Origin of the sequence: Desmonostoc muscorum LEGE 12446 (genome assembly GCF_015207005.2) — a bacterium.
Classification (GTDB): domain Bacteria; phylum Cyanobacteriota; class Cyanobacteriia; order Cyanobacteriales; family Nostocaceae; genus Nostoc; species Nostoc muscorum.
The window spans coordinates 8,567,698-8,593,891 of sequence record NZ_JADEXS020000001.1; the positions used below are offsets into that span (position 1 = coordinate 8,567,698).

Below are 26,194 nucleotides of genomic sequence, written 5' to 3' on the forward strand. Positions count from 1 at the left end.
GCTTCAGCTACACCCGTTGTAGACATCGCGCTAATTCTAGATACCTGTAAAATTAAGCTGCAAGCGATGGCAACTCTTAGAGACGCTACGCGTAGCAAGCTTTTGAGTAAGGGTACGCCAAAGCCAACTCTTGGAGACGCTCCGCAATGTCTACGACGATGCTCGTGTCAAACATCAAGTGTAGAGCTACGCCCTGGAGGAGGCGATCGCATCTAACAACAGTAATCCCATTTGCTTCAATAAAGCAGTGTTACCATCAGGGCAACCATGTTGAATTAGGCACTTGGCACAGCCAGTATCACAATTACAATCTCGTGCGATCGCCTTAGCAGCACCGGCAAGTTTTGGCAGATGCTTAAACACAGCCTCAGCCGCACCATTACCACCATCACTGGTATCATAGAAATAGCCTGTATAATTGTTATTTTCCCCTAACTCCTTCACTACTGTAAAATTTACCTGTTTTGGGTCAACTCTAGCCACCAGCTGTAACGCTCTCATAATTTGATGCCCAAAACTGTGGATAGCAATCAAGGTACTGGAATATTCCCACAACTGTTGATAACCTGGTGGAATTGGTTCTCCACTGCGGGTTAAATTGGTTCTAGTTTCCAAGGCATTGTGCTGGAGGTATTGCCGCGCACTTGAGTTAATCGCTACTTTTACCATTGGTGCTGAAAATTGAGTACGGAAAGGCTGCTCAAACTTTTCTTCTGATAGGGTTTTCACAATTACAGCTTTGCGTGTGAGTTTGCTACAAAGCGGACAACGACGTTCTTTAGGTAGCGGCTCTTTGTAGTTAAGACACCGCTTGTTCAAACAAGTCTGCTCATACATTTGGGTCATTAAACTGTAACCACTGGTAATATGTTTAACTTCACCAAAACTAAGTTCCAGGGTTAAGTATTCCTGACAGCCATCAACTTCACTGACTTGAGAAAACAGCAATGGTAACTTCACCGGATCTGTCAGCACTGTTAGGCTACTGGTTTCTGATTCCGTAACTGCAACCGTAAACAGTGGGCTATCTGCTGTCTGTTTTAATATTGCTTGCTTGCTGTTCAAGTCAAGGGAGATGCACTGATAAGTCAGCATTCGTCCATTGGTATCTTGTCGTTTGTAGATGGCTTGGGGATGGACTTCTCGGTGAGCAATATCTTCTGAGATTTCCTCTAGTTCTTCCCCAGATTCTGCATCTACTAGCTTGATGGTAGTTTGGGATGAGCCACCCCGAAAGTTAACATCTTTATGGGGATGGGAGCATCCCAATTTTGCAAAAAGAGGGTGAAAAGACCAGTTTATTCGCGAGTAATAATCGCGAATAAATGGGGGGCTGTACATCAACACAAGAATTCGAGAGAATTATTTGTGTTCAATCCCAAGATCAAGGACAATGACCCCAGAAGATAAAAAACAGTTGGATGCACACGTAAAAGCCATCGCCAAGATTCTGTATAAAAACACGCCATCCTCAAAAATCGAAACCTTTGAAGGAATCGAAACAGCCGTTCGAGATCAGGTACTGGAACACGTCAGCCCGAAAATCGCCTTTTTTTTATCGGAGAAAAGACGGGAACGACCAGAGGGCGCAACCGAACCATAAGAAGCTGTGTAGGTAAAATAATTATCACTAGACTTCAAGCCTTGCGGATGGGGATTGAGCCATATAGGCGGTTTAGCCCATTATTAGAAAAGTGCTGTTTATTACTGGCAGCAAACGTTTCATTCCAAGATGCTGAACTTGACCTCAAGGTCATGACCGGGATAGAAGTAGGTCATAGCACCTATCATCGCCAAGTCCAGAAGGTGGATACATCTCCCCCGAATGTCAAACAGAAATTAACAGAGGTATGTTTGGATGGGGGAAAAGTACGGTTACGGTCTCAAGAGAAAGGTAAGTCTGCCTACTGGAAAGAGTATAAAACAGGAAGATTGCAGGGGATATATTACGGAGCATTCTTTCAGGATAATCTCGGACTCACTAATTGGGTCAATAGTCAAAACATCGGTAGAACTCTTTATTGCTTGGGAGATGGACATGATGGCATTTGGAATCTATTTTCAGAAATAGCTGACTCGGATATTCGTCAAGAAATTTTAGACTGGTATCATTTAAAAGAAAACCTGTATAAAATACAAGCCACTAAAAAATTTCTGGTGGACATTGAGGCCGAACTTTGGCTAGGACTTGTAGAACCAGCAATCACCAAACTCAAAAAATGCTTTTATGTGGGAGCAACACAGTTCATCAACTATCTATGTAAACACCGACATCGGTTGGTAAATTATATGTACTTCCAAGCAGAACAATTAAGCTCCATTGGTTCTGGAGCAGTGGAGTCAGCCGTCAAACAAATAGATAAGCGACTACAAATAGTAGGAGCTTGCTGGAAGTATGAAAATTTACCACAGATGCTGTCTTTACGTTGTGCCAACTTTTATGGCTTCCTCGCACCCACCTTTGGATAAATAAATCGCACAAACTCTCTGACTCTTGTACTTCGCGAGTTATAATCGCGAATAGTTTTGTGTGCCTGTGTATGCCAAAACCAAGAGCCAACGATGTGGAACTTGACAAAATCGCTCGATTTGAGCGGATTAAGAAAGCGATTACAGTTTTAGAAAAACAACAAGCTATTATATTAAAGCAGGGGGCGCTTGCTCCACAAGGAGCTTGGGTAGCGCGTTACCAAGTCCGCCAAAATCTGAAGAAGTATTGGTACTATAAATTACAAGCTTCTACTCCTTGCTTACCTCAAGCGACACCCTGAAAACTGAGTAAATACAAGCATTTAGGCAAAGCTGGTACTACTGAACATATTGATGCTGTTATGTCTGTTTTTAGACGTTCTGTTTGGGAAGAGGTACAGAGAATAATTGATACTCTTGATGATTGCCTTCTAGATATTAGTTCTGGGTCTGAGCAAGAGTCGGAAGACCCACAAGATTGAGTCCCTATATTATTCACGAGGTTTCATCGCGAATAATGTTTCTTTCTTTATTTTTGCACATTTGGGATGCTCCCGTGCTAGCGATGTCTACGACAAGGCTTACGCCTACGCCACTCTCGCGTTTCACATAAGTATCAATTATATAGTCCAAAGATCCTAGTCAAAACTTGGATCTTTGTACGAGGCGGTCGTTGGGGCGATCGCTATATAATCCACTTCACCCAATAATTTCCGCAAGCACAAGTTTCTTTGAACCAACAGCGCCAATGACTCAAAAACCTGTTTCTGCCACCAGTGGACTAGAAATCAACGCATCTCGGCAATTTGTCTCTTGGTTATACGAGCAAAATCTCAGTTTGGCATTTAGCACCTACCAAGCAGGTAAGGTATTCTTCCTCGGCTTGCAACCAGACAAGCAGCTCTCAGTATTCGAGAGGACATTTGACCGCTGCATGGGCTTATATAGCCAAGGCAGAAGTTTATATATGAGTTGCCTATACCAACTGTGGCGATTAGAAAACATTCTTGAACCTGGACAAATTCACGACAATTACGATGCCCTGTACCTACCGCAACTAAGTTATGTCACAGGAGATTTAGACATCCATGACATTGCAATGGCTAATTCTCCCGAATCTAATCCACAGAAATTAATATTTGTCAATACCCTATTTAGTTGTTTAGCCACAGTTTGCCAAACCCACAGCTTTGTTCCCTTGTGGCAACCCCCCTTTATTTCCAAATTAGCGGCAGAAGACAGGTGTCATCTCAACGGTTTGGCAATGAGGGAGGGAAAACCCAAGTATGTCACAGCTGTGAGCCAGTCGGATGTGGCAGAAGGCTGGCGGGATAAGCGAGTTAACGGTGGTTGCGTTATTGATGTGGAAAGCAACGAAATCGTATTAACGGGACTATCAATGCCCCACTCGCCGCGATGGTATCAAGACAAACTGTGGCTACTGAATTCTGGTACTGGGGAGTTTGGGTACGCCGACTTAGAACGGGGAGTATTTGAACCCGTGGCGTTTTGTCCTGGGTATCTCAGAGGGTTTGCTTTTCACGGCAACTTCGCTGTGGTGGGTATTTCCCAACCCAGACACAACAAAACTTTTAGTGGGTTGCCCTTGGATGAGCAGTTACAGGCTAAACAAGCAGAACCCCATTGCGGACTGTTGGTAATTGACCTGCGAACTGGGGATGTGGTGCATTCTCTGCGTTTAGAAGGGGTGGTGTTGGAATTATACGACGTGGTGGCATTACCAGGGGTGCGGCGACCGATGGCGATCGGTTTTAAGAGCGATGAAATTCGGCGGGTAATTACGGTGGGGACAGATGATTGAGCCTGATTTCCCGGTGAAGAAGGCAGAAGGCAGAGGGCAGAGGGCAGAAGGATGCAATGCAGTCTGGGCTTCTCTTCGAGACGCTCCGCGAACAGACCCAGACTGATTGCGGGCCACCAAATCTTCTCTTCGAGACGCTACGCGAACGATTTTGGTGGGGCACTTAAACCCTTGCCCACGAGAGGTCGCTCTCAGTGGGCAGGAAACAGAATTCCCTTCTGCCTCCTGCCCTCTGCCTTTCTTGTTAAACCACATCTGGCAATTTTAGAATTTTCAATTTTGAGGAAAGACTCATGGCTAATTCATTCTTTAACTTATCCAATCTCAACGGCAGTAACGGTTTTACGATTAACGGTATTAAGGCCTATGACGGAGCAGGCTACGCTGTCAGCAGTGCTCTTGATGTCAACGGTGACGGCTTCGACGACTTGATTATCGGTACATATAATGTCTTAAACACTACGCAGAGCTATGTGGTGTTTGGCAGCAGCAGTGGCTTTAGCGCCAGCTTAAACCTCTCCACTCTCAACGGCACTAACGGCTTCATCATTAACGGCATCAATGGCGATGACTTTGCAGGTCGCTCAGTCAGCAGTGCGGGGGATGTCAACGGGGACGGCTTCGATGACGTAATTATTGGGGCATCTGGTGCCGACCCCAACGCCTTTGCTTCAGGGCAGAGCTACGTGGTGTTTGGCAAAAGCAGTGGCTTTAGCGCCAGCTTGGAACTTTCCAGCCTCGACGGCACTAACGGCTTTGCGATTAACGGTATCAATGCAGTTGACTTTGCAGGCGAATCTGTCAGCAGTGCGGGGGATGTCAATGGGGACGGCTTTGATGACTTGATTATTGGGGCATCCGGTGCCGACCCCAACGGCAATGGTTCTGGGCAGAGCTATGTGGTGTTTGGCAAAAGCAGTGGCTTTAGCGCCAGCTTAAACCTCTCCAGCCTCAACGGCGCTAACGGCTTTGTGATTAACGGCATAAATACGTCTGACTCCTCAGGCAGATCTGTCAACAATGCTGGGGATGTCAACGGGGATGGCTTCGATGACGTAATTATCGGCGCATTTACTGCCTCCCATAACGGCAATAATTCAGGGCAGAGCTATGTGGTGTTTGGCAGCAGCAGTGGATTTAGCGCCAGCTTAGAACTTTCCACTCTCAACGGCACTAACGGCTTCATCATTAACGGCATCAATCCCGATGACTTTGCAGGTTTCTCAGTCAGCAGTGCCGGAGATGTCAACGGGGACGGCTTCGATGACTTGATTATCGGGGCATACCGTGCCGACCCCAACGGCAATGGTTCTGGGCAGAGCTATGTGGTGTTTGGCAAAAGCAGTGGCTTTAGCCCCACTTTTGACCTCTCCACTCTCAATGGCACTAACGGCTTTACGATTAACGGTATCAACGCCGATGACAAAGCAGGTCGCTCAGTCAGCAGTGCAGGGGATGTCAACGGGGATGGCTTCGATGACGTAATTATCGGGGCAAGGGATGCCGACCCCAACGGCAACTATTCAGGGCAGAGCTACGTGGTATTTGGCAAAAGCAGTGGCTTTAGCGCTACCTTAGAACTTTCCAATCTCAATGGCACTAACGGCTTTGTGATTAACGGCATAAATACGTTTGACTCTTCAGGCGGATCTGTCAGCGGTGCCGGGGATATCAACGGGGATGGCATCGATGACTTGATCATCGGGGCAAAATATGCCTCCTCCCCCAACGGCAATGGTTCTGGGCAGAGCTACGTAATTTTTGGCAATCGCGCCGCCGTCCTCGACCTCAACGGCACGAACGAATCGGGGATTGGTTTTAACACCACTTTTACTGGTACTCCCGTCTCCATCATCGATAGCGACTTCACCCTCACAGACAACAACGCTATCCTAACTGGTGCTACCATCACCATTACGAATCTTCTAGATGGCATAGCTGAGAGTTTAGCGGCTACTACCCTTGGCAACATCACCGCCAGTTACGATGCCACGACAGGTGTTCTTACCCTCAGTGGTACAGATACCATTACCAATTACCGACAAGTCCTCGCCAGCCTCACCTACAACAATACGGCTGCTGCTCCCAACACCACTAACCGTAACATTGAATTTGTGGTGGATGATGGGCAAGCTTTCAGTAACACCAGTGCAGTAGCGACTACCACCTTAGCCGTAAACTTAACGCCCACTGTCAGCATTACGGCTCAAACAGCCACAGCCAATGAAGGCAGTAGCAATGGCGTTTATCGCATCAGCCGCAGCGACACCGCAGGGAATTTAACCATCAACCTCACCCTGGATGGCGGCAGCACAGCTGCAACGGTTGACTATACCCTCAGTGGTGGTAGCATCAGCATCTCAGGCAATACCTTAACTCTCACCATTGCCGACGGTCAAAGCTTTGTTGACCTTAACCTAGCCGCCATTAACGACATCCAAGCAGAAGCAGCCGAAACCCTCACCCTCAATCTCGACACGGGTACTGGTTACACCGTTGACGGCACAAATAACACTGCCACAGTCACCATTGCTGCCAACGATACCGTTGTCACCAACACCAACGATTCCGGCGAAGGTTCATTGCGGCAAGCGATTCTCAACGCCAACGCCTTTGCTGGGGCAGATACCATTACCTTTGCAGGTAGCGTATTCACTGATGCCACCCCTGACACCATTACTTTGACATCTGGGCAGACAATTACTGATGATGTCACCATTCAAGGAACTGGGGCAAATCAACTGACAGTGAGTGGCAACAATGCCTTTAGCGTGTTCAGCATTTTTCCTATCAGTAGGCCAATAAATAGTACAATTGATGCTTTGACAATTACCGAAGGTAATGGTGGTTATGGTGGAGCCATCACAAATTACGGCACTCTCACCATTACTAACAGCACCATTAGTAACAGTCGGGCATTTAACGGTGGAGGTATTGGGAATGGCGGCGTTCTGACTATAATTAACAGTACCATCAGGGGCAATAGTACGACGGGCAACTCTGGAGGCGGAATTGCTAGTAGTGGCACTCTGACTATAATTAATAGTACCATCAGTGGTAACACAGCAGATCGCGTTGGAGGTGGCATAAGCTCTTCTGGTTTTCAACGCACTAATACCATCATCAGCAGCACCATTACTAATAACACTGCCAAAAACATCCAAAATGAAGGAGGTGGCGGAGGAGTTTTTCGTTCCTTCAGCAATTTAACTGTCCAAAACACTATCATTGCGGGTAACTTCGATTTTGGTAATCAAGCCCCCGATATTTTCGGCGCAGTCACAGGAAATGCCAACAACCTCATCGGTAGCCTAACTGGGGCATCCGGCACTATCGGCACAGGAAGCGACATCACCTTTGCCTCGGCTGGCATCACCAATATTAACCAAGTCCTTGCTGCCCTCGCCAACAACGGTGGTGCAACCCAAACCCACGCTTTAGTCACAGGTTCAGCAGCCATCAACGCCGGCAATAGCGCCCTTGTCCCTGGTGGTGTCACCACCGACCAACGCGGTACAGGTTTTAACCGCATTAGTGGCGGCACAGTCGATATCGGAGCTTACGAAGTACAAAATAACAATCCAACAGTTACAGATGACAGCATAACTACTAATGAAGATACTGCTGTTAATGGTAATGTCTTAACTAATGATACTGACCCAGATACAGGTGATATCCTCACCGTCAGTGCCGTCAACGGCAATCCGGCTAATGTGGGTAATCAAATTATTTTAACTTCTGGTGCGCTGCTAACTCTTAATGCTAATGGCACATTCACCTACAACCCCAACGGTAAATTTGAATTTTTAGCTGCCACTGCGACTGCCAACGATAGTTTTACTTACACTATCAGTGATAGCAAAGGTGGTACCAGCACAGCCACAGTTAACCTCACCATCAACGGTGTCAACGATGTAGCGACCATCACAGGCACAGCCACAGCAGCAGTCACCGAAGATACAACCACCCCCAACCTCACCGCCACGGGTTCCCTCGCTGTCAACGATGTGGATGCAGGTGAGAACATCTTCAACACCACAGTCACTTCCGCCATAAGTAATCTCGGTAATTTAACTATCACCCAAGCCGGAGCATACAGCTACAGTGTGGCTAACAGTGCCGTACAGTATTTAGGCGCAGGTCAAACCAAAGCTGAAACCTTCACAGTCAAATCCGTTGACGGCACAGCTAGCCGAGATATTGTCATCACCATCAACGGTGTCAACGATAACCCAGTAGCCAATAATAACAGTGGTATCGGTTTCACCACCAATGAAGATACCCCCTTCACCACCGCTAATGTTCTGGTTAATGACACCGATGTAGACAACGGTGATGTCTTGACAATTACTAATCTCAATACCACTGGTACACTGGGCTTAGTCACCAACAATGGCAATGGCACCTTCAGCTACAACCCCAACAACAAATTTGAGTCTCTCAATAATGGGCAAACAGCCACCGATAGCTTTAGCTACACCATTGCTGATGGCAAAGGCGGCACAAGTACAGCCACCGTTAACATTACTATCAATGGTGTCACAGATGTACCCGTACTCACCACGATTAGCGCGGAAAGCTTGACTAATATTACAGGCTATCGAATAGAAAATAACTCGGTGGCCGAAGGTGGTTCGATGCTGAGTCTAATTGGTGGCAGCGATAATGAAATCGGTACTGCTAGCTTCACCTTTAACGGCCCTTCCGGTCTTTATCACCTGATTATCGGTACTTTTGATGAAAATGATGGTCAATCTAGATTTGAACTGACCCAACAGGGTAATCTTGTTGGCTCGATTGTCACGAATCAGGACTTTGGAGCTAATGTCGCCAATAATGTGACTAAGGTGGAACGGCTCTTAGGGGGTGAGTTAACTGTTACTAGTGGTGATAGTTTTACAATTACGGGCTTTGAGAATCTAGAAGAACACGCACGCTTAGATTTTATTCGCTTTGTCCCTGTCGATTTGGTCACTCCTGCACCAAGCGGTAATGGTAGCGATAACATTATCGGCTCCACTGGCAATGATACCATTAATGCTGGTAACGGGAATGATAATGTCTACGGTGGTGCTGGTAATGATAACATCATCGGTGGTAATGGCAATGATACCCTTGATGGTGGCACTGGTAACGATACCCTCACTGGCAATAACGGCAATGATTTTCTTTATGGTGGCGTTGGTAATGACACTTTATTAGGAAGTAACGGCGATGATGTTCTCCGGGGTGGTCTCGGTAACGATATTTTGACTGGTAACAACGATAATGATATATTTGCCTTTGCTGCTCTTGAAGGCACTGACACAATTACTGACTTCAAAAAGGGTGAAGATTTAATTGGATTGTATGGTGGTTTAAGCTTTGGACAACTGAGTTTTTCTGGTAGTAATATCCTGGTGACTTCCACTAATGAAATTTTGGCGACGCTGACTGGTATTAATACTACGACGCTGACTGCCGCTAATTTCGTAACCCTTTAATCATCTCAATTCATGCAACGCTGACTTTAGTTGCATCAAAGAGCAACTTTGATGCATCGACTTGTACCTTTGTTGCATTGGCTTGCACCTTTAATGCATGAGTGTTGCAAAAATTAACCTAGCTCAGTCTTCAGAGAGTGGAGGCGATGTCTACGACAAGGCTTACGCCTACGCCATTCTCATATTTCACATAAGTATCAATTATATAAAACAAAGATCCTAGTCAAAACTTGGATCTTTGTACGAGGCGGTGATTGGGGCGTAGACGCGCTGCTTCGGCTTGTCGTAAGACATCGCTAAAACATCCGAGGCTAGTAACCCATGTCTTACTACTGGTAGAATCTAGCCAATAAATCATAATTATTGGAGTTCTAGAACTTCAGCCAACTTTTATAACCATACAGAATAATCAGGATCGGCACTATGTTTCATCGAGTTGCGGAAAAACAAATGCATTTTGTTAGATGGCTGCTTGTTATTGGTTGGATTTTACTTATTTTATCGTTATTTTACGACCCAATTTCGCTATATCTCACGCAGCCTACTACTGAGTGGAGTATTTTCCGTCTCAATCCGAATCTCTTAGACTCGACAAAATGCCAAGAGGTTGTCACAGTCCAAGGAAAGTGTCTTGATGTGAAACCTTTTGCATTAGGAGCCAAAATCTTTTGGGGAATTGTAGTTCCTTGTGGAGTATTGATTATCTTTGTTTTAGGACATGAAACATGGCGGCGGATTTGTCCGTTATCTTTTCTATCACAAATTCCGAGAGCATTAGGTAAGCAGCGTCAACGCAAAATCACTAATCCTCGCACGGGAGCAGTGCGCTATGAATTAGCTAAAATAGCCAAAGATTCTTGGCTTGGTCGCAATCATTTATACTTCCAATTTGGGTTTCTTTGCATTGGTCTTTGCTTGAGAATTTTATTTATTAATGCCGATCGCCTGTTTTTAGGGTCTTTTATTATTCTGACAATTCTATCAGCAATATCGGTAAATTATCTGTTTGCTGGTAAAACTTGGTGTCAATATTTTTGTCCTATGGGTCCCGTGCAGATGGTCTATAACGGGCCAAGGGGATTGTTAGGAAGTGAGGCTCACCAAGGTCAAAAACAGATTGTTACTCAGTCTATGTGCCGGACATCAGATAAAGATGGTAATGAAAAAAGCGCCTGTGTTAGCTGCCAATCTCCTTGTATGGACATTGATGCAGAACGGTCTTACTGGGAAATTTTTAACAAGCCAGGTCGGAGAATAGTTCAATACGGCTATGTGGGACTAGTCATCGGTTTTTATCTTTACTATTTTTTGTATTCTGGCACTCTTGATTACTACTATTCGGGAATTTGGAGTCATGAAGAAAATCAGTTAGCAACTCTTTTCAATCCAGGATTTTATATTTTTGGTAAGCCGATTCCGATTCCGAAATTAGTTGCAGTTCCTCTGACTATTGGAGCTTTTGTCGCAGCCAGCTACTTCTTATTGTCGAGGGTAGAAAAAGAATACAAAGCTTATTGCCAACGGATTAATAAACCTCTCAGTAAACAACAGGTACAACACAATATTTTTGCAATTTCTACCTTTGTAGTTTTCAATTGTTATTTCTTATTTGCTGGCCGCCCCATACTCAAACAACTACCAAATTTCATAGAGTTAGGATTTAATGCTTTAGTCATTCTCGTCAGTACATTGTGGCTGTACAGGACACTCAGCCGCAGTGCGGAAACTTATTCGCGGGAAAGTCTTGCAGAAAGTCTGCGTCGTCAATTGGCTAAATTAACAGTTGATTTCTCTAAATTCTTAGAGGGTCGGTCAATGGCAGACCTGAAACCAGATGAAGTGTATGTTCTTGCTAAAGTACTGCCTAGTTTTAGTAAAGAATCTAGCTTTCAGGTTTACAAAGGATTGCTGCGCGAAGAACTAGAACAAGGAAATGTAGAGCCGGCAAATAGCTTAGACGAACTCAAACAAATCCGTTTGGAATTAGGACTTAAGGATGAAGAACACTTCAATATATTGACAGAATTGGGAGTAGAAAACCCATCTTTATTAGATCCAACTAAACGCAGAAGTCGGGAAAATCAGTTAAGAATTGAAAGCTATCGGCAAGCTTTAGAACTACAATTGTTAGATTTGATCGAGATGGGAGTTCCCTTGGGTCAAGCACTCCAGCGCCGAGTCAAGCAAATTCAAGCCCTGAAACAAGAGTATGGCATTACAGCAGAGGAAGAAGCACAAATTTTATCCCAAATGATTGATGAAAATAGTGCTATTCTCCGCAAAGCAGAGATACTACTTACACAGTTAAAGGAGCTAATTGTCCGCTACAAAGCTTTAAGTAATTTTCCAAGTCATCAAGCACCCGTGTTTGTCTTGCTGCGATTAGTCGCTATTGAAAATAAACAACTAATTATCACCAAGCAATTATTGAGTATTCTCGAAGTTTTGGAAGATGCGCCGGAAGCTGTGAAAATAGCTAGTGCTATTGGCATACTTGCAGAAAATGTATTGCCAAATATTCTGAATGAAGCTAATAATACTTGGCGGTGGCAAGAAAGAATTGCTGAGGAAGCGATCGCACTTCTACAATCCGATGATTTAGAATTAGTAGCAACCTTTGATACTCGAGCACAGATAGTTGATGACGAAGCACCGACGCAAATATTTGTTGCTGGACAACCAATACCAAAGGTGATGCCAGCCAATCATCAACCCTTTGTGATTGATGTTCTTAAAGAACTTTTGCAAGAACTAGAGCCACTCATCCAAGCAGCTGCACTTTACGCCCTAGAGCAACTCGACCCACAGCAAGGCCGCGAACAAGCACGCCAGTTACTCAACTCCACAAAACCCGGAGATTGGCTAGTACAGGAGACAGCAGAAAATATTTTGGGTCTGGATGAAGGACAGGCTGCTGCTTTGTTGCAAACTCTCATGACTGAAGTGAAGGTGGAGGGAAAAATACAACAGCTTGTCTTTCAGCAATCAGCCGTGCAAGTGGGACGTAGTTTAGCAAATGATATCATCTTGCCCAATGCCAGAGTATCTCAGCACCACGCGATATTTCATCTTGACCAGCAAGAAGTGAGATTAACAGCGCTCAAAAGTGCCTATGGCTTACGTATTAATGATAAACGCATACAAAATGATACAGTGCGTCTCCAGTCAGGAGATGTGATTCGGTTTAGCCCAGCAGAGGAACCAGCCATAACTGTGAGTTGGAAAAAGCAATCGCCAGTAGACTCAGCAGTAGCAAAAGAAACTTTCAGCACTCTGGATAAGCTGTTATTGATGTTTGAAACCAGTCTTTTGCGAACGGTGAAGCCGGAAGCGATGATTGAACTGGCTCGCAAGGCTGAGATTCGAGTTTACCGTCAAAGAGAAATTATCTGTAAGGCTGGAGAACCATCTGATGAACTGCTGTTGTTGATCGATGGTGAAGTTGATGTAACGGTTCTGCAAGGAGATATTGAGGTTGTCGTCAACACAATTCGGTCAGGCGAAACTATTGGTGAAATGGGAGTTTTGACTAGGCAAGCGCGATCGGCAAATGTAGTTGCTAAGGCTGAAATCAATCGAGTTTTGGTCATAGAGGCGAAGGATTTTGAGACACTGTTACGCAATGATTCGGAAGTGTCGAGGAGTTTGTTGCTGAACATGATTGGTCGTTTGCAAAGGTTAACTGCACAAGTTAAAGAAAGTCAGAAGTGAAAAGGGGATTGGCTTAATATGCTCAAAATAAAACTGTTAAACTCAAAAATACCCACAGAGAGACAAGAGTTAGACATATCGCCAGAAGTTATGATTAATGGCGAATGTTTTATAGGTCGCTCCCGCAATTGTGGTGTAGTCCTGCCCAGTGTTGAAGTTAGCCGAGTTCACAGTAGTATCCGCTATGAAGAGGGCGAATATTACTTCTCTGATCTGGCTAGTCTAACTGGTTCCCGCATTAATGACCAAGCGGCGGGTCTAAACCAAAGATATCTCCTGAAAAAGGATGACATTATTCGGATTGGCGAATTTATCCTCACTGTTGAAGCAACTGGATCGGCAACAGATAATGCAGAGGTCGCACCAGTTCGGGAAGTCCAAAGCCAAACACCAACTCTTCCACAGGCGACATACACCATCCCTGTTCCCCAAGTGAGTCAGCAACCAAGTCAGCCGACTCGTTCGCCTAGTGAGTATATGCCGATCGCACTTGTGCCGCCAGAACAAATCAGTCGGTGGACAAAAGGTGATTTAATGGTTCGTTGTGTGGCAATAATTGACGAAACTGATGATGTGAAGACCTTTCGCTTTGCTGCTGACCCACCAATATTATTTACCTACCAACCTGGTCAGTTTATGACGCTGAACCTGGAAATCAACGATAAACCAGTCAAACGCTCTTACTCAATCTCTTCAACTCCTTCACGACCCCACACTTTAGAAATTACAGTCAAGCGTGTTCCTGCACCACCAAATGTTTTGGATGTACCGCCTGGTTTGGTTTCCAATTGGTTGCACGACAATCTCAGAGTCGGTAGTGAAATCAAAGTCAGCGGCCCTTTGGGAAAATTTACTTGTTTTGCCAACCCCAGTCAAAAACTATTATTTATTTCTGCTGGAAGTGGTATTACACCGATGATGTCTATGTCACGATGGATGATGGACACCGCTGCTGATTGCGATATTGTCTTTTTTCATTGCGCCCGCAGTCCTCGTGATATTATTTATCGCCAGGAACTAGAGTTAATATCTAGTCGCCAGCCTAAGTTTCGTTTAGCGATCGCCATTACCAGACCCGAAGCAGGTCAAGCATGGTATGGCTTCATGGGCAGACTCAACGAACAAATGCTGTATGCGATCGCTCCTGATTTTTGGCAACGCACAGTATATGTCTGCGGGCCGAGTCCTTTTATGCAAGGGGTAAAAACTATGCTAGAGCAAATCGGATTCCCCATGCAAAACTACTATGAAGAAAGTTTTGGCGGGGCGAAAAAGTCAAAACTCCAGCCATCGGTTCCGCCTCAAGTAGTGACTGAGCAAGTTACCAAAGTGACAACAATAGTACCAAAACCAGTAATTTCCACCCCAGTTACTCCTCCAGTTAAAACAACAGGCTCTTTTACTCTAGTGTTTTCCAAGTCTGGCAAAGAAATTACCTGCACTGGAGAAGATCCGATTCTAGAGTTAGCTGAACAAGAAGGAGTGGCGATCGATAGTAGTTGTCGCAGTGGAGTCTGCGGTAGTTGTAAAACGCGGAAGCTTCAAGGAGAGGTGAAGTATTTAGGAGAACCTGATGCTCTCGATGAAAGCGAACAGGAGGAAGGCTATATTCTCGCTTGTATTGCTCACCCTAGAGACCGAGTTGCGATCGATGCTTAGAGGTTGTTTGAAAAGTGGTTGACTGTGCTTTTAATTGCGTTTTTACCCCCCTTAGTCCCCCCTTATAGAACCCATTTGACATCTAAGAAGGTGCTGCAAGCCTCTTAATCATTAGCCTGATGAAGCAGATATTGAGTTTGGCAGTGGCACTAACCAGGGTTCGTTCAAAGTTCTTAACCAGAATTTTACAGCGCTCCATCCAAGCATTGGAGCGTTCGATCACCCATCTAGCTATTGCCGGAACAAATCCAGATTTTCCTTGTGCCGCTTTCTCTTGTTTTGAGGGTTTCGTAGAAAGTTGAAACTGAATTTTGGTCATGATCTCTGGGTAAATTCGCTCTAACTCCTGAGTCAAATATTCTGGGTGATACCCATGATCTAGCAGGATAGTAATCTTGGGAATATCGATAGGTTTTGACTTGAAGTAGTCGATGTTGAGAGTAAACATCTCAATTAATCCGGCATCATCCGAGACATTGGCGCGAGTACAGAGCGTAAAAAAGGGAAACCCAAGGGTGTCAATAGCCAAATGCCTTTTAATACCGTTGGTGGCTTTGTAGAAGCAAAAACCTTTCGACTCCACACTGGCGTTGCAGGTATTTTTCACTGCTTGGGAGTCAATGATGATCAATGTCGTCCAGTGCGGTTTTTTTTTTACCTGTTCACGCACTTGTCCATGTAAGACACTCATCAGTTCCTCAAATACCCCGGCTGCTCGCCACTGTTTGTAGTGCCAATATACAGTGGAATAAGGGGGGAGGTCTTTAGGTAAGTCTTGCCAATTGCATCCATTTTTTAGTTGATAGAGAATTCCATTGAAGATATCTCGCTTTGGCCAGTTGGTCGGTCGAGTCTGCTTCTTAGTCGGTAATATCTCTTGCAATAAGGGTTCAAAAATTTCCCATTCTGCATCAGTGAGGTTGCTGGAATACGCCATTAGTATTGGATTTTAGATGCTGAGGAGTACCTTAATTCAAAACCTCACAAGATGTCAAATGGGTTCTATAAAGGGGGGAAACAAGAAAATCCGGTTCCCTCCCCTTTATAAGGGGAGGGTTAGGGAGGGGTAAAAATATTTGATACATCAATTATGACTTTTCAAACATCCTCTGTACAAAATTAGACTTAACTCAAATATTCCAGCTTGAAGTAAGCAGCATTCAATCTTACTTTTACAAGGTGTTTCAGATGTTCGATTTCTAATAGAGATGAATTCACAAAACCAAGAAAACTGGCAATCACAGCAAACATCTACAAAAAATATACCATCTATCAGTAGTGATTTTACTGAAAGTGTTGATAGGGTAAATAAATTTGTTCTAGCAGAATTTGAGCGTGAAATTATCGAAAAGCAATTGTATTACCATACAAAAGATCATTTGATGGCTGTACAGCAACGCGCTCAATTAATTTTTCAAGTCATTCGTCCTTATTTGTCAGCTGATGTAGAGACAATTAAGAGGATGGAATTGTTACTGGATCTTTGTGCGATCGCTCATGACTTAGTACAAATCTTTATACCCCACCAACCGCACACATCCAGACGACGAGAAGCAGGTGTCAGTGAAAATGCAACTATAGAAATTCTATTGAATTATATACAAGTTTTAAATCAACAAATATCAGCATTTTATCCAAAAAGTACGGCTATTTTCACAGATACAGATTTGGAAATCATTCAAGAAGCGATCGCCGCTACCATTTGTGATTACGATGCAACAGAGCAAGCCATTTATCAACCCTCTCTTTATAATCAGAACCAACCTATTTCACCAGTAGCTTGCATCATTGCTCTAGCGGATATTGGTTCTTTGGGAATCGAAGGAATACCATCTTATAACCAGGAGGGTAGCCTACTCTTTTTAGAAGAAAATCCAGACATTATTCCTATCATTAAAAATCAGAACGTGCGAACTCTGGCTACAGATAATCCAGAACTGTACGAAAATATTAGACAACGTTTACTCAGACGTGCAAAATTTCAAGTTAATTTTGCTAAATCTCGCCTAAATCGGTTCTCTCGTGAGTTGGCTTCTTTACCAGCAGATGCAATCCCCACATTAACTCAAGCAGTTTTTCAGTATCTCAATCTAGAAACCATACAAGAAATTGAAGCAACTACCCCTACAAATGAACAAACATCTTTAGAAGTGTTAATCAAGTTTTTTGAATTTGAGCGATTAATCAAAAATTGAATTGGGGACTGAGAATTGTGAGGATTATGGACTTTTATTCAAAAATTCTCAATGGTTAAATAAATCTCACATCGGCAAACTCCGCTTCTTAAGCGTTCCCTGTTCCACTAGAGAAGAACCTTATTCTCTAGCTATGACATTATTGGATTTAGGTTTACTGCTAAATCAGTTTAACATTGATGCAGTTGATATTAGTACAAAGTCTTTAGCTCAAGCCAAAAAAGTAATTTACAGCCGTCACTCTTTTAGAGGTGATAATTTAGAATTTAAAGACCGCTATTGAGTTATTTAATCTTTTTAGAGCTAGTGTAACTAGATATGTAAAGTTTTGTATTAGAATTCAATATTTCTGACTTTATTAATATTATTATTCTTCTTAATAATTTGTCCTATAATTACCATTGTCTTTGGTTTATATTTTAGTAAGCCCATAGTTCAAAAGCTGAGTGAATTAGTAAAAATTTCTCAGCATATAGCTAATAGTAATTCTACAGCACAGATAAAATCATCAGATAGACAAGATGAAATCGATAAACTACAAACTGCTTTTTCTATATAGGACTTACGCAACTATTAAAAAAGCAAGTTGCTCAAAAAAGTTTCGTCTGCGAACTGTTCTGATTGTTCCATTTATTATTCCCATTATTGCGTCAACTGCCTTGGTGGGGTGGTTCTCTTTCCGCAATGGACAGCAGGCGATCGATGACCTGGCAATTCAGTTGAATGGTGAAATTAGTGCCCGCATTAAGCAACACGTTTTGGACTATTTGAATAAATCTTATAATGTTCTGAAACTCACCGATGCAGGTATCCAAAGTGGCAACTTAAAGCTTGATGACTTTAAAGGATTGCAGCGCTATTTCTGGCAGGTAGTGCGACACAATGGCTTAGAGAACTATCTGTATTTTGGGAACGAACAGAGCGAGTTTGTCGGCGTTGAACGGCTAGAAGATGAGACGGTTCAACTCAGAATTCGCACGAAAGCTACTGAGCCGATGCGTAAAACCTACTTGCTGGATGAGCGAGGTAATCAACAAAAGTTTTTGAAACAGGAGAAGTTCGATCCCATCTACCGCCCCTGGTATAGAGTTGCCGTGCAAGCTCGTAAACTTACGTCAAGTCCAGTTTATTCAAGCTTTTCCCACCATAATACGTCTTTGGTATTTTCTCCAGTCTGTCCTGTTTTTGACTCAACCGGTAAGCTGCTTGGGGTTTTGAGCATTAACATCAGCTTGAAGCAAATCACAAGTTTCGTGAAACAGCTTTACATCAGCCCCCACGGACAGAGCTTTATCATGGAGTCATCGGGTCATTTGGTCTTCAGTTCGACCATTCCGAAACCGTTCACGGTTAAAGGAAAAGGGGACGATCGCCAAATCGAGCGCATGTCAGCCGCTGATAGTCCAAATGCGACAGTGAGTGCTACTGCTCGATATTTACGCAAGCATTTCGGTCTCTTTTCCGCGATCGAGGGCATTCAACACCTAAAGTTTCAAATTGATGGTGCGTGGCACTACGTTCAGGTGATGCCAATTCAGGATGGTCGGCATATCAACTGGCTAGCGGTGGTGGTTGTTCCTGAAAATGATTTCATGGCACGGATCAATGCCAATACTCGCACCACAATTCTGCTGTGCGTACTGACATTTGCGGCGGCAACTGCGATCGGTGTTCTTGCGTCTCGTTGGATCAGCCACCAAATTTTCAAACTTAACACGGCGTCTCAAGAGATTGCCAGTGGAAATCTCGACCAACACGTTGAAGTCAACGGCATCATCGAGATTGAGAAGCTGGCTGATTCGTTTAACCGCATGGCGTTTCAACTCCAGGAATCCTTCGAGAGATTGGAAACTCAGAAGAATTCCTTTGCCCGGTTCTTTCCCCCCGAATATCTCAAGTTTCTCAACAAGCACGAGGTAACAGACATCGAACTGGGCGATCACGTCAGCAAAGAGATGGCGGTCATGTTCTCGGATATTCGCTCCTTTACAACCCTATCCGAGAAGATGACTCCCAAAGAGAATTTCGATTTTGTCAATGCTTACCTGCGAAGGGTTTCTCCAGAAATTCGCGCCCATGATGGCTTTGTAGTGAAGTTCTTGGGTGATGGCATGATGGCAGTCTTTCCTAATGGTGTGGATGATGCCGTTGCCGCAGGGGTTGATAAATTCAAACGGGTACAGAAATACAATCGGAAACGAGAATCTCAAGGCTACTTGCCAATTGATGTAGGCATGGGTATCCACGTTGGACACATGATGGTGGGCATGGTAGGGGAACACAACCGGATTCAAGGGGATGCGTTCTCTGATAATGTGAATCTGACTGCTCGTTTGGAAGGATTGACAAAGTTCTATGGTGTTTCATTACTAATTTCTGAAGAGGTCTTGGAGCGATTGAGCAACCCAGAGCAGTACAAAATTCGCTTTTTGGATCGAGCGATCGTTAAGGGTAGAACTGAACCGATCGCGGTTTACGAAGTGCTCGATGCCGAAACAGAAGCAATCCGAGAACTAAAACTTGACACCTTGCAAACCTTTGAGCGGGGACTTCAACACTACTGTCGGGGCAACTTTACTGATGCCAAAGCCTGTTTTGAACAGGTACTTGCAGTGAACCCTCTCGATAAGACTACCAAACTCTATCTAGAACGAATCCAAGAATTGCTGCTAGAAGGTACTCCAGCCAATTGGAATGGCGTATGGGCATTTACACAGAAATAAAATTCGTTCAATTTATAGCAGTCGCCAAGGCGACTCTTGACTCTCGCCAAATACTAAAACGCTGACCAGTCAGTCAATGGCTACTATTTTTTAGCGATGGCTACGCCCGCCGCAGGCATCGCCAAACTTTTCGGTCTGCTGAAATTTGATACCCATAAAGTCTCATTTTTTACTTAAATCAATAATTTTTTATTGGAGAAATTAAATTTTTGTATTAAAAATAAAAATTTTTTGGTGAAATATCAAACTAATATCACAGTTTAAAGTTTTGTCGTTTGAACTTTTTAGGAGCTAGCTGATTAATTGAAGGAAAATTAACAAATATATGAGTACACTTAACCGACGTAGGTTTTTGATTTACAGCTCTGCAACTATTGGTAGTAGCATATTTCTGAAAGCTTGTGTCAATAATTCTCCCAACACTATGAACAGCCCAGCAGCATCTCCTGTGGCTGCTGCTAGTGGTGACACTATCAAAGTAGGTATTCTGCACTCCCTTAGTGGCACAATGGCTATTAGTGAAAAAAGTGTCGTCAATGCGGAGGAATTAGCTATTAAAGAGATTAATGCGGCTGGTGGTGTCTTAAATAAACAAGTTGAAGCCATTATTGAAGATGGTGCTTCCAATTGGGATATTTTTAGAGAAAAAGCTACAAAATTAATTGAACAAGATAAAGTAGCTGTCGTTTTTGGTTGTTGGACTTCAGCTAGCCGCAAAAATGTTAAACCAGCTTTTGAAAGTAAAGACCATATGCTGTGGTATCCCGTACAATATGAAGGTCAAGAGTGTTCTAAAAACATTTTTTATACAGGTGCAGTCCCAAATCAACAAATTGAACCTTCTGTTGATTGGTTGTTAAAAAATAAAGGCAAAGAATTCTTTTTAATCGGCTCAGATTATGTTTTCCCTCGGACTGCTAATAACATTATAAAAGGCCAATTAGAAGCTCTAGGTGGAAAAACTCTTGGTGAGGATTACTTACCCTTAGGTAACACAGAAGTTACACCTATCATCACTAAAATTAAGCAAAATTTGCCCAACGGTGGAATAATTTATAATACCTTGAATGGTGATAGCAATGTGGCTTTCTTCAAACAGTTGAAAGGTGCTGGATTAACACCAGATAAATATCCTTCTATGTCTGTAAGTATTGCCGAAGAAGAAGTTAAGGCAATTGGTGTTGAATATCTTAAAGGTCACTACGCTGCTTGGAATTACTTTCAAACAGTTGACACTCCTGCTAATAAAAAATTTGTGGAAGCTTTTAAACAAGAATATGGTGCAGACCGGGTAACAAATGACCCAATGGAAGCCGCATATGTTGCCGTTTATTTGTGGAAGCAAGCAGTAGAAAAAGCGGGCAGTCCCGACTTAGCTAAAGTGCGTGCTGCTGCCTATGGACAAACCATAGATGCACCTGAAGGAAAAGTGACAGTAAATGCTAATCATCACATATCAAAAGTTGTGCGGATTGGTCAAGTCAGAGATGATGGTTTGTTTGATATTGTCTATGCTACACCTGCACCAGTTGAGCCAGTTCCTTGGAATCAGTTTGTGAAAGAGACTAAGGGATTTGCTTGTGATTGGTCAGACCCAGCTAAGGGTAGTAAGTACAAACAAGCATAATTAGTCAATAGCCCTGTTGTGTCACTATCAAGGTAGTATAAAGATGTACAAAGCCTAGAACGAAGACACAGAGCATGGTAGAGCCTCGTCCACCTAAAGAAACGACCACTTTTCAGTGACGGACGCAGCGAAACCTTCGCCTTCATCAACTGCTTTGGTTTCTACACCCGAAACCGAGTTTTCAACGGGAGCAACGCGATTTTGTGAGGTCGGATCAAAAACCAGCGATGCCTTCGGCGGGCGCAGCCATCGCTAAAACTTACATTTCTGCATGAGGTGATTTTATTTGCAATTAACATACGTAATTGCATGAAAAATTATCTTGATGAGACATCTCAAAAAGATTGCTAGTAAGTTATTTGACGATTATTTTCAAATATATCTGCAATAAATCTTTAAAACTTGGTATCAATTATGGCAGTAAATCAATTAAATGCCGAATTGAAGTATAAAATTTATCAGGCAGTTTGAGGTTTGATAAACGAATTAAAGATAGAATCAGAAAAATTATCCCAACTTTTTCGCATCCGACGAACGGAGGTGCAACATAATTTCTGCGTTATCTTGAAGCCAAAACTTACTATTACCTTTCATACGTAAATTAACAACTTGACGAATCAAACTTTCAACAGCACCACTACCAAGAGGTAATTTTCGAGACGCGACTTCGTTATACTTTAAAACCCACATTCCGCACCCTAACTGTCACAAAGGGGTTATTACTGAGTATTGCCTCTAGAATGAGAGTAAAAGAATACTTTAATGTTTATGTAGGGAGATTATTGACCTAGCCTAAATAATATTTATATTCTCAATAAGCAGCAATAATTATTTATGTTTTCTCGATAGATAAAAACTTATGATTGTTACGAAAATATTTGTATTTAGCTTATGAGATGTCGATTAAAAACCATTATAATTTCTAACTATTAATTTTTATTAATAGTCTCTATCACAAATAAGTTTTCGATATAGTCTGATTACAATTTATAATAGTAGTGACAATTCTCTGGCAGAAAATTCAGAATATATTCTCTTTCTGAAGTCAAATTTGATATTGATATTTCATTATCAACTTTCACCAGAAATGTTGAATGCTGATACAAAACTTTACATAAATGGTTACAGTAACTCTAAAAAGCCTAAATTAGTCAACATAACATCATCTCCTCAAACCAATGAACATAACTGATTTTCTGACACATACAAGATTGTAAATAGCGGAATTTATCTAATAGCGTATGTCCCCATTGTTGTGGGATAGATAATATCTGTAAAATTAGATAAGCTATTAAACTAACGTAAATTTGTATAGTGATACCATTGACGTTCTTAGTAATTAATTTGTCAAGTTTTAAGTGCATCTTTAAAAACTTCCATAACAATTCAACTCCCCAACGTAATCGATAAATATCCCTAATTTCATCATCACTAACGGCAGCCTCTCCATCAGCAGGTAAATTAGTTACTAGGCGAAACTCAGTTTTTGTTTCTAAATCACAAAAATTAATGACTCTATAGGCTTGAGCATCATCAGATGCACCAACTTTGATTAATCCAGTCACATCGTCAAATTTTAGTTTCCAATTGTTTTTAATCCGCAAAACAAAGTATTTATTTTCTTGTACCAATTCTTGGATAAACTTTAATCCCGCGAAGCCTCTATCCATTACCCCAACAGCATTTATTCGTAGACTAGACATCATCTTTGAACCAAATTGATAATCATGATCATGTCCAAAGTTGATGAAGTTATCTGATGGACTTCCAGTAGCTAGATTGAGAGAACTGAAAAGTTTTACTTGATGGTGTCCTAATACCCATAACAATTTATTTGTGAGAGTAATAATTGTTGAATCTATTGGACAAATTGCATATCTATCGTGTAACTTTTTTTGAACTTTCTTCTGTACTAATTCATTTAATTTTTGGTAAATTTCTTGAAAAGGTTTTTGGCTTCGATGTAAGTTTGCTTTTGAGAAAGTAGAAATATCTACCTCAAATCCTGTGTTGTTTAATCTCTTAAACAAATCTCGCATACTTGTTAAGCTGTTATCCATAGCATAAGATAGCCAGCACTCAAAGAACAGACGACTGTTCAATACCGGATAATCGTTTTTTGGCAGTCCTCTCAAGATATCTTTGACAATCTTGGGAAATGAATTTATAATCACTATCAAATAGATATACTTTAATCTTCCGCCCAAAATTTAACATATTTTGGGCTGTTTTTATCGGATTTTTCTTAACATTCAACACTTTTGTCATTTATACTATGTCTGCTGGTTAGATAATTGTGTATCAATAAGTATCAAAAAATATAAGTATTTCCGCGATCGCTCTTTGGAGAAAAACTTTTTGGTTTACTACTAATTATTCTTATTAAGTTTTAAAATACTACTCCTCGTTATAGTTCATAAGTACTATTTAGTGAAAATTAGTTAAGTACTAATGAACTTGTGACAGTTAGGGTGCGGAATGTGGGATAAAAGTCAAGGGTTTAGCAATATGTTGGGTAAATGTAGGCGCGAACTTTTGCATCAAAATACCGAAACTGACAGGTAATAACTGCACCATAATGACTTGCCGGGCAACTTCTAAAATTGCCACCTTTTGTGAAATACTCGCAAATAAGGTGGCGAAAATCGCCAAAGTGATGGGAGTAACAAAAACCGCAAGTATTGCCAGAGTTAGCTGAAGACTCGCTGAGTAGTGGAAGCTGCCTCCAAGCCTGTTGCATTAGCTCTGCTCGCCGTAGGCATCGCTTCGTAGTCAGAGGCGCACCTGGAGAAGCTGCCAACAAGGCCAATCCTATCATTACTTCCGGTGGTAAGTTCAACAGTTTCAGCAGTAGAATAACCACCAGAGGCACTAGCACAACAACGGCTAGAAGCGCACGGAATACTAAGGCAGGTTTTCGCCAGAAGGAGAGCATCTTTTTAAAAGAGAGGTTGCACCCTATGGCTAACATTAGAGAAAAAATAGTGACTTTAACGAGTATCAGTAGTAAGGGATGGTGCATGGTTTTCAAATGACTGATCCTGGATGGTGAAAAATCACTACAAGATTCCGAAATTGCGCTAAAGCAGGACAACAATCAGCCAGGAAACTAACAGATTCTAGTAATTAAATTTATTCCTAATGAATGTTCATATCCGGTTACTTCCTATAATGTATGGGCAGGTGAATAATGAATATTTGTCTATTTAATCTGATGACTGTTGAACAATTCTTGAAGTTACTTCTTGAAGTGACTCAATAGACATAGAAATTTATCTATCAAACTGTACTCATAGCCGATTTATAAACAGAAATAAATTACTCTGCATCCTCCTAAAGAAATTGGATTATCGTGTTGAAACTACTGCCTTATTAAGGCGATAGAGTGATTTGTATCTACCGAAAAGTATAGATCCGTTGGTAATGTGATCAAACTGTTGGAATACTGTAATAATAGAAGCCGGGGTTAAATAAGTGATTTAGGTCTGTCCTATGACCGTCCCGCTTCCTGATCTGGAAGGGATTGAAGAGTCCGAACTAGATGAAATGTGGAGTTACGTAGGTGCTATCTACCGCCTGATAGGAAAGGTTTTAGCTTACGCATTTGGACAGTGTGCAAGACGAAGTATTTCTAAAGTTAAAAAATTGATTAGAGCCATTTGGTGTTAAGAAATACTGTACAGATGGTTGGGGGGCTTATGAACAGCATTTACCTGCGGAAAAACATGAGATTGGCAAGAGAAAGACTCAAAGAATTGAACATAAACATCTAAATTTAAGAACTCGGCTTAAGCGACTAGCTAGAAAGACAATTTGCTTTTCTAAAACTGAGGAAATGCATGACTTGGTTATTGGGTTCTTTATCAATCGCTACAAGTTTGGCTTAAACATCTAACAACAGTTTAATAACACCACCCAAGAAAGGAAGATTGATATGCAGAACGATTGGACGAAACCCGCCGCTATGGCGATCCCAAAGGGAGGAGTCTTCGCACAAGAACAGGGAAGATACGGACCGATTTTTCCTAAGACTCCCGCGTGCTACGGCTTCACGATCATCGCAAAAATCAAGCCCGGCAGGGAGGAGACCATCCGCGAATATGGGAAGACGATCGAGAAGACCATCGCCGATTTGCCGGACGGTCTGGCTGTGCTCAAGCTGCATTACCTGCGCTGGGTGCTGTTTGACATCGCCGAGGACACATACTTCATGTACCAGGGCATCTTCGACACAGACTTCGACAAATACACCGAGGACGCCGTCGCACTCTTTTCACAGTACGGTATCAATACTGTTTTCGAGAATCTTGAGGAATTTCCCGAGGACTGGAAGACGAACACACCGGCGTTCATCCAATTCGTCCGCGAGCACCAGTGTCCAAGCTTCCTCGAATACGGCGAGTATCCCTACGTAAGTTCCGACGAAATCAAGAAAGCCCTCAAACTCAAGGCGGCGTTCTCCGACATGCTTGACCAGATGCAGTAATTCATCAGGAGGACTTGAT

Annotated in this window: 16 protein-coding genes and 3 pseudogenes; 12 read left to right on the top strand and 7 right to left on the bottom strand. The window is 42.6% G+C overall.

Features of this window, described 5'->3' with window-relative positions; genetic code table 11:
* Positions 1 to 186 precede the first annotated feature (186 nt).
* Complete coding sequence (locus IQ276_RS35165) at positions 187 to 1,269, bottom strand: Zn-binding domain-containing protein (protein ID WP_235116258.1); 1,083 nt, start codon at positions 1,267 to 1,269, stop codon at positions 187 to 189.
* Positions 1,270 to 1,393: 124 nt separating this feature from the next.
* On the opposite strand from IQ276_RS35165, the gene IQ276_RS35170 reads away from it, so the two are divergent.
* From IQ276_RS35170 to IQ276_RS35185, 4 genes are all read left to right on the top strand, one after another.
* Positions 1,394 to 2,469, top strand: a protein-coding gene (locus tag IQ276_RS35170; RefSeq protein WP_373690616.1) for an ISKra4 family transposase whose coding sequence is annotated in 2 segments (ribosomal slippage) — positions 1,394 to 1,549 and positions 1,552 to 2,469 — 1,074 coding nt in all. Because the reading frame shifts where the segments join, the coding sequence is not laid out codon by codon here.
* Positions 2,470 to 2,540: 71 nt separating this feature from the next.
* Positions 2,541 to 2,771, top strand: a complete 231-nt coding sequence (locus IQ276_RS35175; RefSeq protein ID WP_235116259.1) for a hypothetical protein — start codon at positions 2,541 to 2,543, stop codon at positions 2,769 to 2,771.
* A 446-nt stretch (positions 2,772 to 3,217) separates the two neighbouring features.
* Positions 3,218 to 4,291: a TIGR03032 family protein gene (locus IQ276_RS35180; protein WP_193917842.1), complete on the top strand. Its 1,074-nt coding sequence runs from the start codon at positions 3,218 to 3,220 to the stop codon at positions 4,289 to 4,291.
* Between the two features lie 293 nt (positions 4,292 to 4,584).
* Positions 4,585 to 9,774, top strand: a complete 5,190-nt coding sequence (locus IQ276_RS35185) for a beta strand repeat-containing protein (protein WP_235116260.1) — start codon at positions 4,585 to 4,587, stop codon at positions 9,772 to 9,774.
* A gap of 223 nt (positions 9,775 to 9,997) precedes the next feature.
* Here the strand turns inward: IQ276_RS35185 and IQ276_RS40490 are convergent, their stop codons facing one another.
* Positions 9,998 to 10,132, bottom strand: a complete 135-nt coding sequence (locus IQ276_RS40490; protein ID WP_255264374.1) for a hypothetical protein — start codon at positions 10,130 to 10,132, stop codon at positions 9,998 to 10,000.
* A 65-nt stretch (positions 10,133 to 10,197) separates the two neighbouring features.
* Here IQ276_RS40490 and IQ276_RS35190 point away from each other — a divergent pair, with 65 nt between their 5' ends.
* Positions 10,198 to 13,485, top strand: coding sequence for a cyclic nucleotide-binding domain-containing protein (locus IQ276_RS35190; protein ID WP_235116261.1), 3,288 nt, complete (start codon positions 10,198 to 10,200; stop codon positions 13,483 to 13,485).
* 18 nt (positions 13,486 to 13,503) lie between these two features.
* Positions 13,504 to 15,144, top strand: a complete 1,641-nt coding sequence (locus IQ276_RS35195; protein WP_193917836.1) for a 2Fe-2S iron-sulfur cluster-binding protein — start codon at positions 13,504 to 13,506, stop codon at positions 15,142 to 15,144.
* A gap of 82 nt (positions 15,145 to 15,226) precedes the next feature.
* On the opposite strand, the gene IQ276_RS35200 is transcribed toward IQ276_RS35195, so the two are convergent.
* The gene (locus tag IQ276_RS35200; RefSeq protein WP_235115308.1) at positions 15,227 to 16,081 is read right to left on the bottom strand and encodes an IS5 family transposase; all 855 of its coding nucleotides are present in this window, start codon (positions 16,079 to 16,081) and stop codon (positions 15,227 to 15,229) included.
* Positions 16,082 to 16,352: 271 nt separating this feature from the next.
* Here IQ276_RS35200 and IQ276_RS35205 point away from each other — a divergent pair, with 271 nt between their 5' ends.
* From IQ276_RS35205 to urtA, 4 genes are all read left to right on the top strand, one after another.
* The gene (locus IQ276_RS35205; protein WP_193921313.1) at positions 16,353 to 17,339 is read left to right on the top strand and encodes a hypothetical protein; all 987 of its coding nucleotides are present in this window, start codon (positions 16,353 to 16,355) and stop codon (positions 17,337 to 17,339) included.
* Between the two features lies 1 nt (position 17,340).
* Complete coding sequence (locus IQ276_RS35210; protein ID WP_228043373.1) at positions 17,341 to 17,622, top strand: CheR family methyltransferase; 282 nt, start codon at positions 17,341 to 17,343, stop codon at positions 17,620 to 17,622.
* A gap of 238 nt (positions 17,623 to 17,860) precedes the next feature.
* Positions 17,861 to 20,062 carry an adenylate/guanylate cyclase domain-containing protein gene (locus IQ276_RS35215; protein ID WP_235116262.1) on the top strand — a complete coding sequence of 734 codons (2,202 nt, stop codon included), beginning with the start codon at positions 17,861 to 17,863 and terminating at the stop codon, positions 20,060 to 20,062.
* A 325-nt stretch (positions 20,063 to 20,387) separates the two neighbouring features.
* A complete protein-coding gene (gene urtA / locus IQ276_RS35220) occupies positions 20,388 to 21,689 on the top strand; it encodes an urea ABC transporter substrate-binding protein (RefSeq protein ID WP_193921317.1) in 1,302 nt (433 codons plus the stop codon).
* A gap of 458 nt (positions 21,690 to 22,147) precedes the next feature.
* Here the strand turns inward: urtA and IQ276_RS35225 are convergent.
* The 4 genes and pseudogenes from IQ276_RS35225 to IQ276_RS40835 all read right to left on the bottom strand — a co-directional run.
* Positions 22,148 to 22,373: pseudogene (locus tag IQ276_RS35225) on the bottom strand (ISLre2 family transposase); the annotation flags it as partial.
* A gap of 467 nt (positions 22,374 to 22,840) precedes the next feature.
* Complete coding sequence (locus IQ276_RS35230; protein WP_235116263.1) at positions 22,841 to 23,863, bottom strand: IS4 family transposase; 1,023 nt, start codon at positions 23,861 to 23,863, stop codon at positions 22,841 to 22,843.
* A gap of 292 nt (positions 23,864 to 24,155) precedes the next feature.
* Positions 24,156 to 24,377 carry a hypothetical protein gene (locus IQ276_RS40495; RefSeq protein WP_255264441.1) on the bottom strand — a complete coding sequence of 74 codons (222 nt, stop codon included), beginning with the start codon at positions 24,375 to 24,377 and terminating at the stop codon, positions 24,156 to 24,158.
* A gap of 151 nt (positions 24,378 to 24,528) precedes the next feature.
* A pseudogene (locus IQ276_RS40835) lies at positions 24,529 to 24,711 on the bottom strand (sodium dependent transporter); the annotation flags it as partial.
* 639 nt (positions 24,712 to 25,350) lie between these two features.
* On the opposite strand from IQ276_RS40835, the pseudogene IQ276_RS35240 reads away from it, so the two are divergent.
* Both IQ276_RS35240 and IQ276_RS35245 read left to right on the top strand, forming a co-directional pair.
* Positions 25,351 to 25,584: pseudogene (locus tag IQ276_RS35240) on the top strand (IS1 family transposase); the annotation flags it as partial.
* Positions 25,585 to 25,623: 39 nt separating this feature from the next.
* Positions 25,624 to 26,175 (top strand): hypothetical protein, encoded by a 552-nt coding sequence (locus IQ276_RS35245; RefSeq protein ID WP_193914036.1) that lies wholly within the window; start codon positions 25,624 to 25,626, stop codon positions 26,173 to 26,175.
* Positions 26,176 to 26,194: the final 19 nt, after the last annotated feature.